This is a genomic window from Alteriqipengyuania abyssalis (assembly GCF_019857185.1).
GTDB lineage: Bacteria > Pseudomonadota > Alphaproteobacteria > Sphingomonadales > Sphingomonadaceae > Alteriqipengyuania > Alteriqipengyuania abyssalis.
This window is the reverse complement of record NZ_JAHWXP010000002.1, coordinates 144,502-162,503: the sequence shown is the minus strand read 5'-3', so window position 1 is coordinate 162,503 and position 18,002 is coordinate 144,502. Positions and strand designations below refer to the sequence as shown.

Genomic DNA, 18,002 nt, shown 5'->3' with positions numbered 1-18,002 from the left:
GCGGGCCTTTTTCCGTTGGCGATGGCGCCAAGTCAATCGCCGCAGCGCGATCACCGGCTTGGCCTTGGCTCGCTTCATCGCTAGGCCCCCCACCAACATCAACGCATTGCTTGCATTCCCTACAGGAGACCGCCCCTATCATGGCCGACCCCAAATTCGACGTCATCGCCATCGGCAACGCCATCGTCGACGTCATCGCCCCGGTCAGCCACGAATTCCTGAAAGAAGAGGAATTGCCCGCCGGCTCGATGCGGCTGATCGACGCGGAACGTTCGGTCGATCTCTACGGCAAGATGGGCCAGACCAAAGAAATCTCCGGCGGCGCGGCGGCCAACACGCTGGCGGGTGCGACCATGCTGGGCCTTAAGACCGCCTTCATCGGCCAGGTCGCGGACGACCAGCTGGGCGAGATCTACCGCCACGACCTCACCTCCGTGGGCGTCAGCTTCGATACGCCTGCGCGCCCCTACAGCGACAAGGAAAGCGAGCCGCCGACCGGCCGCTGCCTCGTTCTCGTCGACCCGGATGGGGAGCGGACGATGAACACCTCGCTCGGCGCATCGCAGTTCCTGCCCGCCGAAGCGATCGACGACGATCTGATCCGCAGCACGAAGGTGCTGTTCCTCGAAGGCTACCTGTGGGACCCGACTGAACCGCGCGAGGCGATGAAGCGCGCAATCGGCGTGGCGCGCGATGCGGGCGTGAAGATCGCCTTCGCCACCTGCGCGGACTTCTGCGTCCACATGCACGGCGGCGATTTCCGCGCGCTGATCAATGACGGGCTGATCGACATCCTGTTCGTGAACGAGGAAGAGGCGGGCATCCTCGAAGGCTCCGACCCCGACACCGCGTTCGAAAGCCTCGCCAACGACGTGCCGCTGGTGGTGATGACCTGCGGGCCCAAAGGCGCGGTTGCCGCCCGTGGCGATGAGCGCGCGAGCGTGAAGCCCGAGCCGGTCGAGAAGGTGCAGGACCTGACCGGCGCAGGCGACCTCTTCGCCGCCGGCTTCCTCTCGGGCTATTGCCGCGATGCCTCGCTGGAAGAATCGCTGATCCGTGGTGCCGTGGCAGCCGGCGAGGTCATCTCGCACTGGGGCGCCCGGCCCGAGGCGGATTTGCAGGCGCTGGTGGCGAAGCGGCTGGGGTAAGGACTACAGCGAGATCAACTTGGCAATTGGGTCTCAGGCTCTCGCTCTTATCCGATCGATTAGCAGCGCCAGTGCCGTGATCGCGAAGGGTGAGACAAGCATCAGCAAGCCTATCCCGATATTGGCATCGCCCGAGCCATTTCGTGCCGAGACCGCAAACGTTCCCCACGCGCCGAGTGTCGAAACCAGTGCGAAGAGCCACGGAGTGCGGCGTTCAATGCCCGCAATCGTGAATACGAGAAACGGGAACGCTACCCACACGACATTGAACAGCAATGGCCACTTTTCGTCGGCAAGCTCCGAATAGCGCAAGGTCGCGCTGCGAGCGATTGTCAATGCGCCTAGTACAGTCGCAAGACTGAAGGCGATTGCGAATGCAATCGCTGCCAGTCGAGAGGCAAGCTTCGTCATTGCATTGAATTAGAGTGGAAGCACGCCCACGGCAATTAGGGGGGCAGTCTTTTATCCGACGGTTCCCTTCTCCCGCTCTACCTCCCGCCAGCCGATATCGCGGCGGCAGAAGCCGTCGGGGAAGGTGATTGCGTCGACGGCCTTGTAGGCGGCTGCTTGTGCCTGCGTTGCGTTGCTCCCGCGTGCGGTCACGTTGAGCACACGCCCGCCGCTGGAGACCAGCGCGCCGTCCTCACCCCGCGCGGTGCCCGCGTGGAAGACCTTCGCGCCGTCAGACTCGGCATCGCCCAGCTCGATAACGCCGCCCTTCTTGGGCGTATCCGGATAGCCCTCTGCCGCCATCACCACGGTCAGTGCGGTGTCGTCGGAGAAGCGCACCGGATCGGCCTTCGACAGGTCGCCGGTCGCGCAGGCCATCAGCAGCGCAGGCAGATCGCCTTCGAAGCGCATCATCAGCACTTGGCACTCGGGATCGCCGAAGCGGATATTGTACTCGACCAGCTTGGGGCCTTCGTCGGTCAGCATCAGCCCGGCATAGAGCACGCCGCAATAGGGCATCCCCTCTGCGCCCAGCGTGCGCACGGTGGGGACCACGATCTCACGCATCGCGCGGTCGACCAGATCCTCGGTCAGCACCGGGGCGGGGCTGTAGGCGCCCATGCCGCCGGTGTTGGGGCCGGTATCGCCTTCGCCCACCCGCTTGTGATCCTGCGCGGAGCCGAAGGGGAGGATGGTCTCGCCATCGGTCAGCGCGAAGAAGCTTGCCTCCTCGCCGCGCATGAACTCCTCGATCACGACTTCGGAGCCGGCCGAGCCGAACCTCCCGTCGAACATTTCGGACAGCGCGTGCTGCGCGTCCTCGCGCGTCTCGGCGATCACCACGCCCTTGCCCGCCGCAAGCCCGTCCGCCTTGAGCACGAAGGGCGCGTTGAAGTGCTTGAGCGCGCCCCATGCCGCTTCGAGCGAGGTCGCCCGCTCGTACCGCGCGGTGGGGATGTTCGCGCGCGCGCACAGATCCTTGGTGAAGCCCTTGCTGCCTTCGAGCTGGGCGGCGGCCCTGCCGGGGCCGAACACCGCGATGCCCTCGCCGCGCAGATCGTCCGCCAGCCCCGCGACCAGCGGTGCTTCGGGGCCGACCACGACGAGGTCGATGCCCTTCTCGTGGCAAAAGCCGATCACGGCCTTGTGATCGCTGGCGTCGAGCGCGACAATGTCCGCGTGATCGGCGATGCCCGGGTTGCCCGGCGCGGCGTAGAGCATGGTGCACGAGCGCGCGGCGGCCAGCTTCCACGCCAGCGCATGTTCGCGGCCCCCCGATCCGAGCAGAAGGATATTCATGAGCGCTTCCTATTCCGACGATGCTGACCCTTCGCTGCTAGCGAACAGCAGACCGGGCGACAATTCCGAGCCGCTGAGCGTTAGCGATCTCTCGCGCAGCCTCAAGCGCGTGGTGGAAGATCGCTTCGGCTTCGTCCGCATTCGCGGCGAGCTGTCGGGGGTGAAGCGGGCGGCTTCGGGCCACCTCTATTGCAGCCTCAAGGACGACAAGTCGGTGATCGACGGGGTGATGTGGAAGAGCGCGGCTCCGCGCCTCGCTTTCCGGCCCGAGGACGGGGTCGAGGTGATCGCCAGCGGCAAGGTCACCACCTATGCCGGGCGCTCCAAGTACCAGATCGTGATCGAGCGGATGGAACTGGCGGGCGAGGGCGCGCTGCTCGCGCTGCTGGAGAAGACCAAGGCGCGGCTGGAGGCTGAGGGGCTGTTTGCCGATGCGCGCAAGAAGCCGCTGCCCTTTCTGCCGCGCACGATCGGCGTGGTCACCTCGCCCACCGGCGCGGTGATTCGCGACATCCTCCATCGCCTGTCGGACCGTTTTCCGAGCCACGTGATCGTGTGGCCCGTGGTGGTGCAGGGAGAGACCGCGAAGGGGCAGGTGAGCGCCGCCGTGCGCGGGTTCAACGCGCTTGAACGCGGCGGTGCGATTGCGCGGCCCGACCTGCTGATCGTCGCGCGCGGGGGCGGCTCGATTGAGGATTTGTGGGCCTTCAACGAGGAAGAGGTGGTCCGCGCGATCGCCGAATCGGAGATACCCGTGATCTCCGCGGTAGGACACGAGACCGACACCACGCTCGCCGATTTCGCCGCCGACCACCGTGCGCCCACCCCCACCGCCGCCGCCGAACGCGCGGTGCCGGTGCGCGCCGAACTGGCGGCAGGGATCGCCGATCTCGGTGCGCGGCAGATGCGCTGCGCGACGCGGCCCGTGGCTCTGGGGCGAGAGCGGCTGGAGGCCTGTTCGCAGCGACTGCCCAGGCCGGACGCGCTGCTGCAGGCGGCTGCCCAGGCGCTCGACGATGCGACTGAACGCCACCGCCGCGCGCTGGTCGACCGGGTCGCGATCGGCCGCGCCACGCTCGGCGAAGCGGCGGCGCGGCTGAGCCCGGCGACGCTGAATTGGCGGCTCGGCCAGGCGCGCGAGCGGCTGGAGCATGTCCGCCTGATGCCCGCCACGCTGACCACCCGCCACGCCCGCGCGACCGAGCGACTGGCGGCAAATGTCGCGATGCTCCGCTCGCTCGACCCCGATGCGCCGCTGGGGCGCGGCTATGCGATGGTGTTCGACGGGCAGGGCGCGCTGGTCCGCAGTGCCGGGGATGCGCGCGCGGCAGGCACGCTCAGCCTCAAGTTCGCCGACGGGCGGGTTGCGGCAAGCACTGGCGATGCGCCGCCACCACCCGCAACGCCCGCCCCTGCCCCAAAGCCCAGGCGGAAGAGCCCCCCGCCGCCCTCGGGGCAGGGCGACCTGTTCTGAAGAGGGTGTTTCGGCGGCGCAGGATCGCTATATTGCGGCCATGCTTACCACTTCCAGCGATCAGCCTGCCAAGCTTCACTATGGCCCCAACTCCTTCCGCGTGATCCGCAACGGGCGCTTCGTCCCCTGCGCGGTGACTGGCGAGCCGATCCCGCTCGACACCCTGCGCTACTGGAGCGCGGAGCATCAGGAGCCCTACGCGAGCTGCGAGATCGCGACCCGCCGCCTGACCGGCCAGGTGTGAGCTTGCAGTCCACGAAGCTTGCCGCCGCGACCGGTGCTTCGCTCGCGATCCTGCTCGGCAGCTGCTCGGCACCCGGCGATACCGGAGGGCCGCGCGAAGTCGTCCAGCCCGTCGTCGCGCCGAGCCCGAGCCCGGGCCCGACACCCAAGCCTGTCGCCACGCCGACGCCGGCGCCCACGCCTGCCCGCACCACCTTCGCCTTTCGCGGGGAGCTGGAGCAGGGCGGCTGGATACGCGGGCAAGTGCCCAGCAACACGCGCAGCGCGCGGCTGGGCGAGCAGTCGCTGCGGTTCGACGAGGATGGCAATTTCTTCGCCGCGTTCGATCGCGATCAGGGCCCGCAGACGCAGCTGGTCGCGACGCTGGAGGATGGGCGCACCATCTCCAGCCCGCTGACCATCCGCCCACGCGACTGGCAGCTCGAATATATCAACGCACCCTATCGTGCCGGGCGGAGCAGCGCGGAATTCCAGCGGCTGCGCGAGGGCGAACTGGCGCAGATCGTCGCCGCGCGCGCAAAGCAGACCGGGGCGGACGGCTGGCGGCAGGACTTCATCTGGCCGGTCACCGGGCGCATTTCCGGCCGATTCGGTTCGCAGCGGGTCTATCAGGGCAAGCCCGGCCCCTATCACTCCGGCCTCGACATCGCGCCGGGCGCAGGCGTGCCTTACGTCGCGCCTGCCGACGGGGTGGTCACGCTGGTCGCGCAGGACCCCTTCACGCTGGAAGGGCGGCTGCTGATGATCGACCACGGGATGGGGCTGAACAGCGCCTTCCTGCATTCCGCGACCATCGTCGTGCGCGAGGGGCAGCGGGTGAAGCAGGGCCAGTATCTCGGCACGATCGGCGCGACCGGCCGAGCGACCGGCCCCCATCTGCACTGGAGCCTCAAATGGCAGGATTCGCGGCTCGACCCGCTGCTGTTCGTGGGGTCGATGCCCGACTGACGGCGCGAGGGCCGAATCGCCCTTGCCGCCTAAGCCCTGACACACCTGACACACAGTCCAGGGGCTGAAAAACCTCGCCCGCTGTTGGCGTAAATCCCGCGGGTGGACCGACGATGTGAAAGAGCCGCGCCAGGCTAGCGCGGGCGCGCGATGTAGGACAGCAGCGCGTGTCTTGCAGACATACGTAGGGCGCGTTTCGCAGCAACCTGCGAACGCGCCCGACCTGATTCGAATGTGAAAGCCGAACGGCTCAGGCGGCGGGTGCAGCCGCCTTCTTGAGCTCGCGCTTGACCTTGAGCGCACGGGCCGAGAGCTTCTCGTCCTTGGTCTTCAGCAGCCAGTTGTCGAGACCGCCATTGTGCTCGACCGAACGCAGGCCCTGCGTCGAGACGCGGAACTTGAAGCTGCGGTCCAGTTTTTCACTCATCAGAGTGACGTTCTGGAGGTTGGGCAGGAAGACACGCTTGGTCTTGTTGTTCGCGTGGCTGACATTGTGGCCGACCTGGCGACCCTTGCCGGTCAGTTCGCAGATGCGCGACATGGCTTATCTCTTCTCAAAAATGGTGATCGGTCTGTGCCGGAAAGTCGCCGCGCTTAGCGGCCAATTGCCGAATCGTCAACAAGGACTCGCGCTTGCGAGCCGCTCGCTGCGCTTCTAGCGCATTTTTCATCATGACGCGATGGCCCTTGCCCGATCCGATGCAAGCCGCGCTGGCACAGGCGCAACTGGCCGCCGATGCGGGCGAAGTGCCGGTCGGCGCGGTGGTTATGCGCGATGGCGAAGTGATCGCCTCGGCGCACAACGCGCCGCGCACGCTCGCCGACCCGACCGCCCATGCCGAAGTGCTCGCGCTGCGCGCCGCAGCGAAGGCGCTGGGGCAGGAGCGACTCGAGGGCTGCGACCTGTGGGTGACTCTGGAGCCCTGCGCGATGTGCGCAGGCGCCATAGCCCACGCGCGAATCGGGCGGCTGTATTACGGGGCTGCCGATCCCAAGGGCGGCGCGGTGGCGCACGGCGCGCGCGTGTTCGACCACCCGCAATGCCATCATCGGCCAGAGGTCTATTCGGGCATGGGGGAGGAAGAGGCGGCGAAGATGCTGCGGGAGTTTTTCAGCGAGCGCCGGGGCTAGAGGCCCCGCCAGATCTTCGCCGGAGCATCATCCGCTGCCCCGCGCGCCGAGCGCTTGCATGCCGCCGGAAGCCAGTCGCGGCCATAGCAAAGCCGCAGCTCCTCCAGCCAGCCGCGCTCATTGAGCATCACCGCGATCATCTCGGGCCGCCAGTTGGTGTTGGCCTGCATCCACGCCTCGCGAACATCGCCTGCGGTCAGCCCCTCCTTGCGCGAGAGGCGATCGAGGTCGGGCCAGTCGAGGCTGCGGTGGAGGATGCGGGTGATGCGGAAATAGCGGTCGGGCCGGTCCGCTATGCAGCTGCCGTGCTTGGCCCATTGCCGCATCGCGAGGCTGGTGGAGGGCTGAACGCACATCTGCCGGGCGAGCTGCGCGCCTGTGGGGCGGACGTTCCGCGCGGCGCACCATTGCGGCCAGCTGCGGGCACCTTGCGGCCAGAGTCCGTGGAGGATCAGCCCGAAGCTGCCGTTGCGGCCCGAGCATTGCTGCGCATGGCGTGGCGATTCCTTGCGGGTGCGGCAGAACTCGGGGCTCCAGCTGAGCGAGAGGACGTAGCCGGTAACCGGCATCGCGCGGGTCGGCCCCTCGCGCGCGATACCGGGCACCGCGACGCTGCGCGGCGGTGTGCACTGATAGCTCTGCGCGCTGGCGGTGCCCGTCAGAGCGGCGCCCAGCGCCAGCGCCAGCGCGATTCTCCGCATGGCTCAGGCGGCGGGAGGCGGTGTGTCGTCCGTCGGCCTGTCGTTGAGCCAGCGGATCGCATCGCCGCGGAACAGCATGGCCACCGCCAGCGCCTGCGCAAGCAGGCCGACCAGGCCGTAAATGCGGGACAAGACCAGCGGCCCGCCGAAATAGTCGCCCATCCCGATCAGCGAGAACAGGAAGAAGGCGACGATCACCCACTTGGCGATCACCACCCTGCGCTGCGACACCAGATACCACAGCAGCAGGCCGATCAGCACGCCGACGGCATAGCCGATCCAGATCACGCTCGGCGGCACGGCGACGCCGGTCTGGGCACCTTGCGCTGCGAGCTGGGCCTTGAGCGTGGGATAGCTGCTGATGAAGGCCAGCAGGCCGAGAAACATCGACCCGAGGTAGAAATAGTCGAACAGTTTGATGGATTGCGGCTTCACCGATGTGCTCCCCTGGGTGTCCCGAGGGGGCGAAGGTGCCGCATGGCGCGGGTCTCCGCAAGCCGCGGCTCACGCCAAGGTGGTGAAATCCAGCCCGATATCCGCTGCGGGCGCGCTCTGGGTGAGCCGCCCGACCGATACATAATCGACCCCGGTCGCCGCCTTGGCGCGGATCGTGTCGAGGTTGATCCCGCCCGATGCCTCGGTCGGGACGCGCCCCGCAACCAGCGCGACCGCTTCGCGCAGGGTATCGGGTTCCATATTGTCGAGCAGCAGGCGCGTTGTGCCCGCATCCAGTGCGGGCCCGATCTGGTCGATCCGGTCGACTTCGCAGATGATGTCGGCGACGCCCGCATCGCGCGCGCGGCGCACCGCCTCGCCGACCGATCCGGCCACCGCGACGTGATTGTCCTTGATCATCGCGGCATCCCACAGGCCCATCCGGTGGTTCGCCCCGCCGCCCATCCGCACCGCGTATTTTTCGAGCATGCGCAGCCCGGGCAGGGTCTTGCGCGTGTCGAGCAATGTGCATTCCGGATTGTCCATCGCCTGCACGTAGCTGCGCACCAGCGTGGCAATGCCGGACAGGTGCTGCACCGTGTTGAGCGCGGCCCGCTCCGCGGTCAGCAGCGCGCGGGCATTGCCCTCGATCCGCATCAGGTCGGTGCCAGGCGCGACCTGCGCGCCGTCCTCGACCAGCTGCTCGATCGTGCATGTCGGGTCGAGCGCGCGGAAGAACGCCGCTGCGATCGGCAGTCCCGCCACGCTGATCGGATCGCGGCTGTCCATCACCCCGGTGAACTTTGCATCCGCCGGGATGACGGCTTGCGAGGTCACATCGCGCCCGCCGCCGGGCAGGCCTTCGCCCAGATCCTCCGCCAGCGTTGCGCGCACGAAGGCATCGAGGTCGAAGCCGGCGATCTGGAAAGCCATACACACTCCCGCTCGCCCTGAGCTTGTCGAAGGGCCGCACTTTTATCTGAAAGGCACCGCGCAGGAAGGAAAAGCGATCCTTCGACAAGCTCAGGACGAGCGGTGCTTGTGAGCAGAGAGCCTAGTGCACGAAGCGCGCGACGACGTCGCGGTAGGAGCGCGAGACCTTCACCTCCGCGCCCGAGCTCAGCACCAGGAAGCACTCGCCATTGGTGTGCGGCTTCACCTGGCGCACCTGGTCGAGATTGACGATGGTCGAGCGGTGGACGCGCTGAAACTTGCGCGGGTCCAGCCGGCGTTCGAGATCCTTCATCGTCTCGCGCAGGATCAGCGAGTTGTCACCGGTATAGATGCACATGTAATCGCCCGCGGCCTCGATATGCTCGATCGATTCGACTTCGACGCGGAAGATCTTGCCCTGATCCTTGACGTTGAGCAGCTTCTCGAACCGGTCCGAACCGTCGGCCGCGCCGTCCTGCAGTTCCTCGGCCGCTTCGGGGGCGACTTCGGCGAGCACGTTCATCAGCTTTTCCGCCTCGTCCGCGCCGCGCTTTTCGGTCATCCGCTGGCGCACCCGCTCGATCACGTCGGCCAGCTTGTCCTCATCGACCGGCTTCATCAGGTAATGCAGCGCATTGGCCTGGAACGCGCGGATCGCGTGTTCCTGAAACGCGGTGACGAATACGAACAGGGGCGGTTCGATATCCATCACGCCCTGGACCACGCCGAACCCGTCGAACCCGGGCATCTGAATGTCGAGGAAGACGAGATCGGGGCGCAGCGTCTTGATCTTGCGGATCGCCTCGCGCCCGTTCGAGCAGGTGTCGATGATCTCGACATCCTCGAACTTCTCGAGCCGCAGTTGTAGGCCCTGAATGGCCAGCTTCTCGTCGTCCACGATGATCGTCTTGATGGTCATTTTTCTCACTATCCAATCGGGCTGGGGCCCATGGCGCGGGGGTACGCCGGTGAATCAACGGACCGCCCATCATCCTGTTTCCGGGCCTCCTGGCTGCCATCTGCCGGCTGTACGCCCCGCGCTTGCGGAAGAAGCGAGGGATGGGTGGTCAGCTCGGGTGGCGGCACGAGCGCGGCGGCGGGTTCTTCGCCTTCGCGCTCGAAGGGTATTTCGACCACCACGGTGAAGCCGCCCTGAACCGGGGAGCGGATTTCGAACAGGTGGTTGTCGCCATAGGCCTGGGCGAGCCGGTTGCGGATATTGGCAAGGCCGACCCCGGTCGAATCGGGGCTGTCACTGCGCGGGAGCCCGGTGCCGGTGGCATCCAGCGGGGTCTTGAGACCGGGCCCGGTGTCTGACACCACCAGCCGCAGGCGCGAGCCGGACAATTGCGCGGTGAGCGAGATTTTCGCGCCCTCCTCCAGCGGGGAGACCGCGTATTTGATCGCGTTTTCGACCAGCGGCTGCAGCAGCAGCGAGGGCAGGCACGCCTCGGCAGCTTCGTCCGCGATGTCGAATTCGGTCTGCAAGCGCTCCTCGAACCGCATCCGCTCGATATCGAGGTAGAGTTTCAGCGTCTCGACCTCCTGCGCCACGGTCACCGTGCCGCCCGGCTGCGAGACCAGCGTGTGGCGCAGGAAGCGCGACAGGCGGGTGAGCATCGCATTGGCCGGCTCGGTCTGCTTGAGCAGCACCAGCGTGGAGATCGAGTTGAGCGTGTTGAACAGGAAATGCGGGTTGAGCTGGTAGCGCAGCATCGCCAGCTGCGCGCTGGTCGCCTGCGCCTCCAGCCGTTCAAGCCTGTCGGCCTGTTCTTCCAGCTGGAGGAAATAGTTGATCGCGTAATAGAGCCCGGTCCAGGCACCCAGCAGCGGGCCCTCCACCGCAAGGTAGAGGAAGAACAGCTGGGTCAGCGTGGTTTCGCGATCGAAATAGTACAGCCCCGCAACCCATGCCTCGATCAGGACCAGCGCACTCAGCGCGATGGCGAGGGCGATTGCGGTGAACCCCCAGGTGACCAGCGGCTGCCGACCCATCAGGTTGCGATAGATCACCGACAGCACGAGGCTGAGCGACAGGCCGGTCACGGTGGCCGGGAGCACGATCGCCAGCAGGCCGAGGCCCTGCCCGTTGACGAGGCCCTGCACACAGCGCAGCAGCATCGCGCCGCCCCAGCCCGCGAATTGCAGGTTCCAGAAGGCGCGGTTCTTGTTCGCGAAGAACGGGGCGGGGCGATAGGGCAGCACGGCCATGGCCCCCATTTAGCGCAACCGGTCGCATTCTCACAAACTTTTGCGCAGGCCACGGCGATCGGTTGGTTTCGCGCGCCGGGGAGAGGACCGGCGCAGCCTCTGCAACCGCAGAATATCCGGGCCACCCCTCAGCGTAGAATGCGCTGGCTAGCGCCCGGCGAGATCCTTGCCCGGCAGCTCTTCGCGCCGGAAACCTGTTGCCCAGTCGGCCCCGTCGCCCTGTGCCAGCTGCGCCTCGATCAGCGGGATTTCGGCGAGGATGAATTCGGCCCGTTCGTCCCACCCGTCATGGCTGCGCGCGCGCAAGATCCAGCCGCCGTGGCGCGGGCCCCAGCGTTCGAAGAAATGCGCCCCCGCAACCGGATCGAAGCCTGCATTGGCGAGCAGCCATGGCATCAGCCGGTCCGCCTCGCGCTCGGTCAGGCGTACGGTGCTCTGCTTGCGCCCGCCATTGGCGTCGAACCATTCGCGATGGCGCAGGATGTTGTGCGCGAACTCGTGCCCCAGCACCGCGGCGAGCAGCGGATCGGGATAGTCGATCCCGGCAAATTCGGGACCGATCACCACCCGGTGCCCGTCTGCCACCGCGCGGCCGCCTTCGCCGATCTCGAACCGGCTGCGGCAGGCGGGTTCGCCGGTGATGGTCAGCGTGACCGGCCCGTCTGCGCGCCGAACGGTGAGCGGAAGGGTGCCGGTCTGCGCGAGCAGGCTTTCGGTCTTCGCGCGGATCGTCTCGATCCGCTCCCACGACTTGGCCTTCTTGGTCGGGATATCGGCAATGACGAGGTCGCCCACAGCAAGCACGGTATCGTCCACTTGCAGCCCGGCGCGTGCGGCGGGACCGTCCGGCACCAGCGCCTGCACGCCGATGTCGCCGGTCAGGCCGAGCAGGCTGCGCAGGGTATCGCCCTCGCCATAGGCGCCCATATCGTGCAGCAGCAGCCCGGCAGTGTGCGTTCTGTCCGCGCAGAAGCGCGCATTGCCAGTGACCAGTCGATAGCCGAGCCGTAGGACGCGCTCGTCCTGTCGGCGCAGTTCGGCGATGTCCGGGGGCAGGGCTGCGCGCGGCGCGTCGACCGCAGCCGGAGGAGCCTCGGGCGCCTGTGCCTGCGCGGGCAGCGCGCCGAGCCCCGACGCGAGCGACAGGGTAGCTGCCGCGATGGAAACTGGGCGGATCATGGCTTTGCGGCGCTGTCCTCGATCGCCTTGGCCAGACGCTCGGTACCCTGCGCGCCCTGCAAAATCCGGTTGCCGGTGATCCACGCGGGCGTGCCGGTAAAGCCGAGATCCTGTGCGAGGGCGGCAGTGCGCATCAGCTCCATGGTCACATCCTGCCCCTGCGCATCCTTGCGCGCGCGCTCCATGTCGAGGCCGATCGCCTGGCCGACCTGGTCGACCGTCTGGCTGTCGGCCACCTCCTTCGCGTAGAGCGCATCGTGGAACGCGGCGTACTTGCCCTGCTTGGCAGCGGCGAGCGCCATCCGCGCGGCGACGTCGCTGCCTTCGAAGATCGGCCATTCCTTGATTACCACGCGCAGTTCGGGATCGCGCGCGATCAGCTCTTGCACATGCTGCAGGCTCATCCGGCAATAGCCGCAATTATAGTCCGAGAACTCGAACAAAGTGCGGCTGCCCTTCGGATTGCCAAGCACTGCGCCGGGGAACGGCTCGCGCCACTCATCGCCCGCCTGTGCCAGCCGCCGTTCGGTTTCGCGCGTTTGCAGTTCCTCCGCCATGCGCGGGAGGATTTCGGGATTGTCGAGCAGGTAGGCCTCTGTCCACCGGTCGCCGAGGCCGGTCGCGGCGAACAGCCACGCGCCGAGAAAGCCGCCGAGCAGTGCGAGTGCGAGCACCCCCACAAGGCGCAGGATTTCGTTCTTCATGGGAAAGGCCCTCTAGCTGTCTTCGCGCGCGGCTTCGAGTGCGGCCTGCGCCTGCATCCGCACATCCTGCGCGCGCAGCCAGTCTGCCGATCCTTCGGGGAGGGCGGATTCGGCAAGCTGGGCGCTGCGCAGCGCCTCGATATACTGGCGCTGCATCACCTGCTGTTCCGCGCTGGCGAGATGCGCGCGGGGCATGTCGCCCTTCGCGGCATAGACCATGCCCAGCTGATACCAGGCGAAGGGATTGCGGCGGTCCTTGGCAACCGCGGCGCGCAGCACGCTTTCCGCCTCGTTGTAATGGCTGCGATCCTCGGTCGCGATCAGCGCATGGCCGAACAGCGACGCGATCAGCGGTTCGCTGTTGGTCAGCTCGGTCGCGCGGCGCAGTGCGGGCAGCGCTTCGTCGGGCCGTCCGGATTCGAGCAGCACCTGGCCGCGCAGTTCGAGGAAATAGGGGTTGTCGGGATCGCTGGCGATCAGCGCGTCGGTTTCGGCGAGTGCCTGATCGATCCGTGCATCCTTGTGATAGGCATAGGCACGGGCATAGCGGGCTGGGACATCGGTCCGCGTCACCGGATAGGCTTTGAGCGTGCGGGCGGGCTCGGCGAGATAACCGTAAAGCTTGGCACGCACGCGTTCGAAGCGGGCCTGCAGCTGCGGATCGGGCGGCGTGTTCCACGCAGGGTCCTTCTCGTACACTTCGCGCAGGCGCGCGATGCGATCGCCCGAGAGCGGGTGGGTGCGGTTGAACCCGGCCTCTTCGCTCTGGCTGCGGCTGTAGCGGTATTCCTGGTTGAGCAGCTTCCCGAAGAATTCGAGCGAGCCCTTGCCGGTGATCCCCGCGTCCGAGAGAAACTGCGCCCCGGCCGCATCGGCTGAGGATTCCTGCGCGCGGTTGAAGGCGAGATACTTGCCCATCGCCGCGCGCTGGCCGGCCATCATCGCGCCCATCGCGGCATCGCCCCCGCCTGCGGCGGCCAGGGCCACCCCGATCAGCAGAGAGAGAATGGAGATGGTCTGCGCCGCGCTCGCCCCGTCGGTGTTGATCACGTGGCCGCCGGTGATGTGGCCGAGCTCGTGCGCGATCACCCCCTGAACCTCGTTGGCGCTGTCCGCCGCGTTGATCAGGCCGGAGTGGAGATAGACCACCTGCCCGCCTGCAACGAAGGCGTTGATCGACGGGTCGTTGACCAGCACCACGTCGACATTGCCGGGCCGCAGCCCCGCTGCCTCGACCAGCGGATCGGCAAGGTCGCGCAGCAGAGCCTCGGTCTCCGCATCGCGCAGGATGCTCTGCGCCATCGCGGGCTGGGCGGTCAGCGAGAAAGCGATCAGCAGCGCGACGAATCGGGCCAGAGCGCGCCGCAGCGCAAGGTGCGGCGTGATGCGGGGGAGGTGCGCGATCATGCCGGCATGCTAGCCCCCGGCGGGCTGAATGTCTCCTGAAGCTTGCGCTGCGGGAGGAGCCGGGTCGCGGACTTCGCGAGTGGGCGGGCTGTCGGCATCGCGGGTCGCCGCCATCTCGCGTGCGCGGCGCTCCGAACGGACGCGTTCGCGTGCGGCATCGCGGATCTGCTCGCGCAGGAACCCGGAGACCTCGTCCTTCACCCGCCGGTCGTAATCGAACGGCTTGGCGAGGCCCATGACCAGCGTAATGTGGCCGATGTCCTCCAGCACCACGCGCCGGACGGGTGCGCCCTTCGCGGCGAGCGCATCGTAGAGCTTGCGCACATTGTCGGGGCTCACCTGCTCGTCGTCCGCACCGGTGATCAGCAGCATGGGCGGCGCATCCTTGCGGGCGAAGCGGATCGGCTGGGTCGCGGCGAGCGGCTTCGCCTCGCCGAACGCGTTTTTCATCCCCTCTCCTTCCAGCGGCAGAAAGTCGTACGGGCCGGCCAGCCCGATCACGCCGTCGATCGTGTCGTCGGGCAGGCCCAGGCGGCGGGTCCAGCGGCGGTTCAGCCCCAGCATCACCGCATTATAGGCCCCGGCGGAATGGCCCATCAGATAGATCTGGTCGGGATCGCCGCCATATCTGGCGATGTTCTGCGCGGTCCACTTCACCGCCGCCGCGCTGTCCGCCAGCATCGCCGGATAGCGCCCTTCGGGGACCAGCCGGTAACCGGCATTGACCACCACGAAGCCGCGCGGGGCGAAGTTGCGGCCGATGAAGCCGTAAGCCTCGGGGCTGCCATTCGCCCAGCTGCCGCCGTGGAAGAACACCAGCACGGGCAGCGCAGCATCGCTGCGCGCCGCTTCGCTGCGGGTAATGGTGAGAACCTGATCCTCGTGCCGCCCGTAGGCGATCGGCCCGCGCACCTCGACATCGTTGCGGAAGGTGAAGGCGAGGTCCGCCTTGTCGAGCAGGTGGTGGCGCAGATCGGGCCAGACCCCGTGGTACAGGTTGTATGCGAGGATCGTCAGCGCGAGGACGAAGATCATCTGGACCAGGCAGCAGCCGCCCGGTTCCTTAGGCTTCTTCTCCATTTCGCGGACCCACCGTTTCCACGATGCGCGATGTTTCCCCATGCGGTGCCACCCCTGCTGCTCTCAGGAAATCCCGACCGATGGCATAGCTGTTCCCCAGCCACAGGGGCACCCCAAAGCTCTCTATGACCCGTTTCGCGTCAAGTTCCTTTTCCGACAGCGCCTTTTCGGTGGTGCGGATGAACACCGCCGCGATCCGATCGGGCTCGCGCGCGACCGCTTCGGCGAAGGCGGGCAGGTCGCCCTGGGTGTCGTCGCCGATGAAGGCGAAACGCAGGTGCGAGAAATGGGCGAGGATCTCGCTGATCGCCTGATGCTTGTGCGCGCCGTGGCTCTTCTTGCCGATGGTCGCGCGGTTGAAGCCCCAGTTGCGCAGGAACAGCGCGCCGAGCGGCAATTCGCGCGATTGCTGGAACGCGACGAGGTAGGAAAACAGGTTCCACGGCGAGGACGAGATGTAGAAGAACGGCCGGTGCGTTGTGGGAATGACGGCACCGGTCGGCGGTTCGGACTCGCTCACCGTCAGCCCGCCGCCGATCGCGCCGTAGAAGGAATCCGCGCCCTCCACCAGAATCCGCTCGTGCGGCATCTGCGCGAAGATCCGCTTCCAGTTGCGCACGACATTGTGCCACCCGCCGGTGATCCCGGTCTCGATGATCGTGTCGTCGATATCGGAGATCACGCCGATCTGCGCGTCGGCCCCCGGCACCAGCACATGGCCGGTGACGCTCTGGTGCCCGTCGCGGTTATCCCACCCCAGCCGGACGACCTCCCACGCGGTCTGTGCGGGATAGGGCCAGTCGCCTTCCAAATCGATCTCGAAGCGGAAATAGCCGTCGTCGTCGGAGGTGGTCGTGTAGCTGAAATCCTCCCCGTCGGAACGGGTCAGGCACAGGGTCACGCCGACATTGCGCACTTCCGAGGCGAAGAACTGCGACATCATCACGCGGAACGTGCGCCACCGTCCCGCTTCTTCGAACTCGGGCGGGCGCGAGCGCTGGGTCCGCCCCACGAGCACCAGCCGCTCGCGGTTGCGATACCCGAAGAAGGGTTGCACGCGGACCGGTCGGCGAGTGAAAATCCCCATCCAAGGCGCGCTAGCGGGCCTCTCGCGCGGAGTGAACCCCTCAATGCCGCAAGATGCGGCAGAAACGGGGGTTATCGCGTGGCGTGGGTCAGATGTTTCGCTGCGCGGGCGAGCAGACGCTCGTCATCGGCGACTTCGCCGAGGAAGGCGATCGCCCCGTCGGCATCACGGCGGATCACGCAGACGGAGAACTCCGCGCCCTTCACCGGAATCGCCTCGATCGGCTGGGCGGGCAGGGTGGCCAGCTTGCGGCGCACGCGTGCCTTTGCGCCGCCGGCGGCGGGCTTGCCCGCGGCTTCGCGGCGGAAGGTCCGCTCGCGCGAAACCACGCCTTTCAGGCCGCCCTCCGCCGCGTCGAGGAAAGCGGCGAGGGCGCCATGGGCGATCCGCTCGCGCTGGGCGAAGGCGAGCACTGCGGCATATTCGGCGATGCGCGACTTGTCGTAGTCCGTCCCGAAGACGAGCTTGACCACCGGGGTCATCGGCGCGCGCGGCGCAGCCTCGATTGCATGTTCGTGCAGCAGCGCGGCAAAGGCCTCGGGCTCCGCCTGCGCGGCGAGGGCGACATCATGCGCACGCGACACCGCAGCGTAGAGCGCCACGCGGCTGCGCGCATCGGCCTGCCCGGCGGCTTCGACCAGCGCGCGTGCCTCGGCGAGGCAGGCGTGGAGGCCGGTCGTGTTTGCGGACGTTGGTGGTTGATCGTTTCCGGTCGCGCGCGACATCGGCGGCGAGAGCGGGCCGCCGCCGACATGCGCGTCGAGCCGGGCGAACGTGGGGCTGGGGACGGGGCTGGGCACCGGTCGCGCGGTTTCGCGTGCGCTTTCCTCACCATGGGACTGATCGGCGGAAGAGCCGGGGCCATCCGCCCAGCGCGTGATCGACGGGGTTGCGGTGACCCGCCTCGCGGGAGCGGGCAGTTCGTCGTCATCTTCGCTCTGCGGGCGCGGCCCGCTGTCGAGCGCCTGATCGATCTGGAGCAGCAGCGCGTCGGTGGTCAGCTGGTCGGCGACTTCCTTCCAGTTGATCACGCCGTAGATGAAGTCGATCGTCTCGTCGTCGGACGAGAAGGGCAGCAGGATCCCGCGATAGAGCACGGTCGAGCCGGTATTGTTGACGAACTCCGCCTCGAACCCGATCGGTGCCTCGTTGGCGAGGATTTGCAGATAATGGTCGGTGATGCGGCTCAGCAGCGATCGGCTGGGCACGTCGGCCAGCGTCCGGATCGGGTGATCGCAATGGCATTCGCCAGCCAGCCTGTCGCCCAGGAACACGATCGCAGGGTCTTCCACGCCGCTGGTGAAGTCCAGAAGCACGCTGTTTTCGCTGAAATCGGGCAGCCGGTCGGATTCGATATCCTCGACGCTGGGGAAGGTCCGGTCGCCCAGCAGCCCTGCCCAGTAATTATAGGCGCGCACCTGCATCCGGCGCTCGTCCTGGCCCACAAGGGTAGGCGGGGTCTCGTCGACCGACAGCTCGCCGTCGGTGTCGCTCTCCTCCCACGACGTGTCGTCCGGCAGTTCGTCGAACACGCCAGGATTTCCGCGCAAGCTATCCATCACAAAAACAGAC

General features: G+C 67.3%; 19 protein-coding genes. 5 read left to right on the top strand and 14 right to left on the bottom strand.

Features of this window, described 5'->3' with window-relative positions:
- Positions 1-140 precede the first annotated feature (140 nt).
- Positions 141-1,148 carry an adenosine kinase gene (locus tag KYN89_RS05890; RefSeq protein WP_222824248.1) on the top strand — a complete coding sequence of 336 codons (1,008 nt, stop codon included), beginning with the start codon at positions 141-143 and terminating at the stop codon, positions 1,146-1,148.
- A 33-nt stretch (positions 1,149-1,181) separates the two neighbouring features.
- Here the strand turns inward: KYN89_RS05890 and KYN89_RS05885 are convergent, their stop codons facing one another.
- The gene (locus KYN89_RS05885) at positions 1,182-1,559 is read right to left on the bottom strand and encodes a hypothetical protein (RefSeq protein ID WP_222824247.1); all 378 of its coding nucleotides are present in this window, start codon (positions 1,557-1,559) and stop codon (positions 1,182-1,184) included.
- 51 nt (positions 1,560-1,610) lie between these two features.
- The gene (gene purD, locus KYN89_RS05880; RefSeq protein WP_222824246.1) at positions 1,611-2,897 is read right to left on the bottom strand and encodes a phosphoribosylamine--glycine ligase; all 1,287 of its coding nucleotides are present in this window, start codon (positions 2,895-2,897) and stop codon (positions 1,611-1,613) included.
- Here purD and xseA point away from each other — a divergent pair.
- Genes xseA through KYN89_RS05865 form a run of 3 tightly spaced genes read left to right on the top strand, consistent with a single transcriptional unit; the run spans position 2,896 to position 5,562 of the window.
- Positions 2,896-4,371 (top strand): exodeoxyribonuclease VII large subunit, encoded by a 1,476-nt coding sequence (gene xseA / locus KYN89_RS05875; protein ID WP_222824245.1) that lies wholly within the window; start codon positions 2,896-2,898, stop codon positions 4,369-4,371. The genes purD and xseA overlap by 2 nt on opposite strands.
- 40 nt (positions 4,372-4,411) lie before the next feature.
- Positions 4,412-4,615 carry a DUF2093 domain-containing protein gene (locus KYN89_RS05870; protein ID WP_222824244.1) on the top strand — a complete coding sequence of 68 codons (204 nt, stop codon included), beginning with the start codon at positions 4,412-4,414 and terminating at the stop codon, positions 4,613-4,615.
- Complete coding sequence (locus KYN89_RS05865) at positions 4,612-5,562, top strand: M23 family metallopeptidase (protein ID WP_222824243.1); 951 nt, start codon at positions 4,612-4,614, stop codon at positions 5,560-5,562. Before KYN89_RS05870 ends, KYN89_RS05865 begins: the two co-directional genes overlap by 4 nt.
- A 250-nt stretch (positions 5,563-5,812) precedes the next feature.
- Here the strand turns inward: KYN89_RS05865 and rpmB are convergent, their stop codons facing one another.
- Positions 5,813-6,103 carry a 50S ribosomal protein L28 gene (rpmB, locus tag KYN89_RS05860; protein ID WP_010235480.1) on the bottom strand — a complete coding sequence of 97 codons (291 nt, stop codon included), beginning with the start codon at positions 6,101-6,103 and terminating at the stop codon, positions 5,813-5,815.
- Between the two features lie 131 nt (positions 6,104-6,234).
- Here rpmB and KYN89_RS05855 point away from each other — a divergent pair, with 131 nt between their 5' ends.
- The gene (locus KYN89_RS05855) at positions 6,235-6,693 is read left to right on the top strand and encodes a nucleoside deaminase (RefSeq protein ID WP_222824242.1); all 459 of its coding nucleotides are present in this window, start codon (positions 6,235-6,237) and stop codon (positions 6,691-6,693) included.
- On the opposite strand, the gene KYN89_RS05850 is transcribed toward KYN89_RS05855, so the two are convergent.
- The 11 genes from KYN89_RS05850 to KYN89_RS05800 all read right to left on the bottom strand — a co-directional run bounded on the left by KYN89_RS05850 (position 6,690) and on the right by KYN89_RS05800 (position 17,989).
- A complete protein-coding gene (locus KYN89_RS05850) occupies positions 6,690-7,394 on the bottom strand; it encodes a ribonuclease T2 family protein (protein WP_222824241.1) in 705 nt (234 codons plus the stop codon). The two genes, KYN89_RS05855 and KYN89_RS05850, sit on opposite strands and share 4 nt — an antisense overlap.
- 3 nt (positions 7,395-7,397) lie before the next feature.
- Complete coding sequence (locus KYN89_RS05845; protein ID WP_222824240.1) at positions 7,398-7,829, bottom strand: hypothetical protein; 432 nt, start codon at positions 7,827-7,829, stop codon at positions 7,398-7,400.
- 69 nt (positions 7,830-7,898) lie between these two features.
- The gene (nadC, locus tag KYN89_RS05840; protein ID WP_222824239.1) at positions 7,899-8,762 is read right to left on the bottom strand and encodes a carboxylating nicotinate-nucleotide diphosphorylase; all 864 of its coding nucleotides are present in this window, start codon (positions 8,760-8,762) and stop codon (positions 7,899-7,901) included.
- Between the two features lie 121 nt (positions 8,763-8,883).
- The gene (locus KYN89_RS05835; RefSeq protein WP_197635165.1) at positions 8,884-9,681 is read right to left on the bottom strand and encodes a LytR/AlgR family response regulator transcription factor; all 798 of its coding nucleotides are present in this window, start codon (positions 9,679-9,681) and stop codon (positions 8,884-8,886) included.
- An 8-nt stretch (positions 9,682-9,689) separates the two neighbouring features.
- Entirely contained in the window at positions 9,690-10,973 is a 1,284-nt protein-coding gene (locus tag KYN89_RS05830; RefSeq protein WP_222824238.1) for a sensor histidine kinase, read from the bottom strand.
- A 147-nt stretch (positions 10,974-11,120) separates the two neighbouring features.
- Entirely contained in the window at positions 11,121-12,152 is a 1,032-nt protein-coding gene (locus KYN89_RS05825) for a M48 family metalloprotease (protein WP_222824237.1), read from the bottom strand.
- A complete protein-coding gene (locus KYN89_RS05820) occupies positions 12,149-12,856 on the bottom strand; it encodes a DsbA family protein (protein ID WP_222824236.1) in 708 nt (235 codons plus the stop codon). The genes KYN89_RS05825 and KYN89_RS05820 overlap by 4 nt, the downstream gene beginning before the upstream one ends.
- A 12-nt stretch (positions 12,857-12,868) precedes the next feature.
- The gene (locus tag KYN89_RS05815) at positions 12,869-14,263 is read right to left on the bottom strand and encodes a M48 family metalloprotease (RefSeq protein ID WP_222824235.1); all 1,395 of its coding nucleotides are present in this window, start codon (positions 14,261-14,263) and stop codon (positions 12,869-12,871) included.
- A 9-nt stretch (positions 14,264-14,272) separates the two neighbouring features.
- Positions 14,273-15,343 carry an alpha/beta hydrolase gene (locus KYN89_RS05810; protein WP_222824234.1) on the bottom strand — a complete coding sequence of 357 codons (1,071 nt, stop codon included), beginning with the start codon at positions 15,341-15,343 and terminating at the stop codon, positions 14,273-14,275.
- The gene (locus KYN89_RS05805) at positions 15,327-16,430 is read right to left on the bottom strand and encodes a phosphatase domain-containing protein (protein ID WP_222824233.1); all 1,104 of its coding nucleotides are present in this window, start codon (positions 16,428-16,430) and stop codon (positions 15,327-15,329) included. Before KYN89_RS05805 ends, KYN89_RS05810 begins: the two co-directional genes overlap by 17 nt.
- Positions 16,431-16,501: 71 nt before the next feature.
- The gene (locus KYN89_RS05800) at positions 16,502-17,989 is read right to left on the bottom strand and encodes a PAS domain-containing protein (protein ID WP_222824232.1); all 1,488 of its coding nucleotides are present in this window, start codon (positions 17,987-17,989) and stop codon (positions 16,502-16,504) included.
- Positions 17,990-18,002 lie beyond the last annotated feature (13 nt).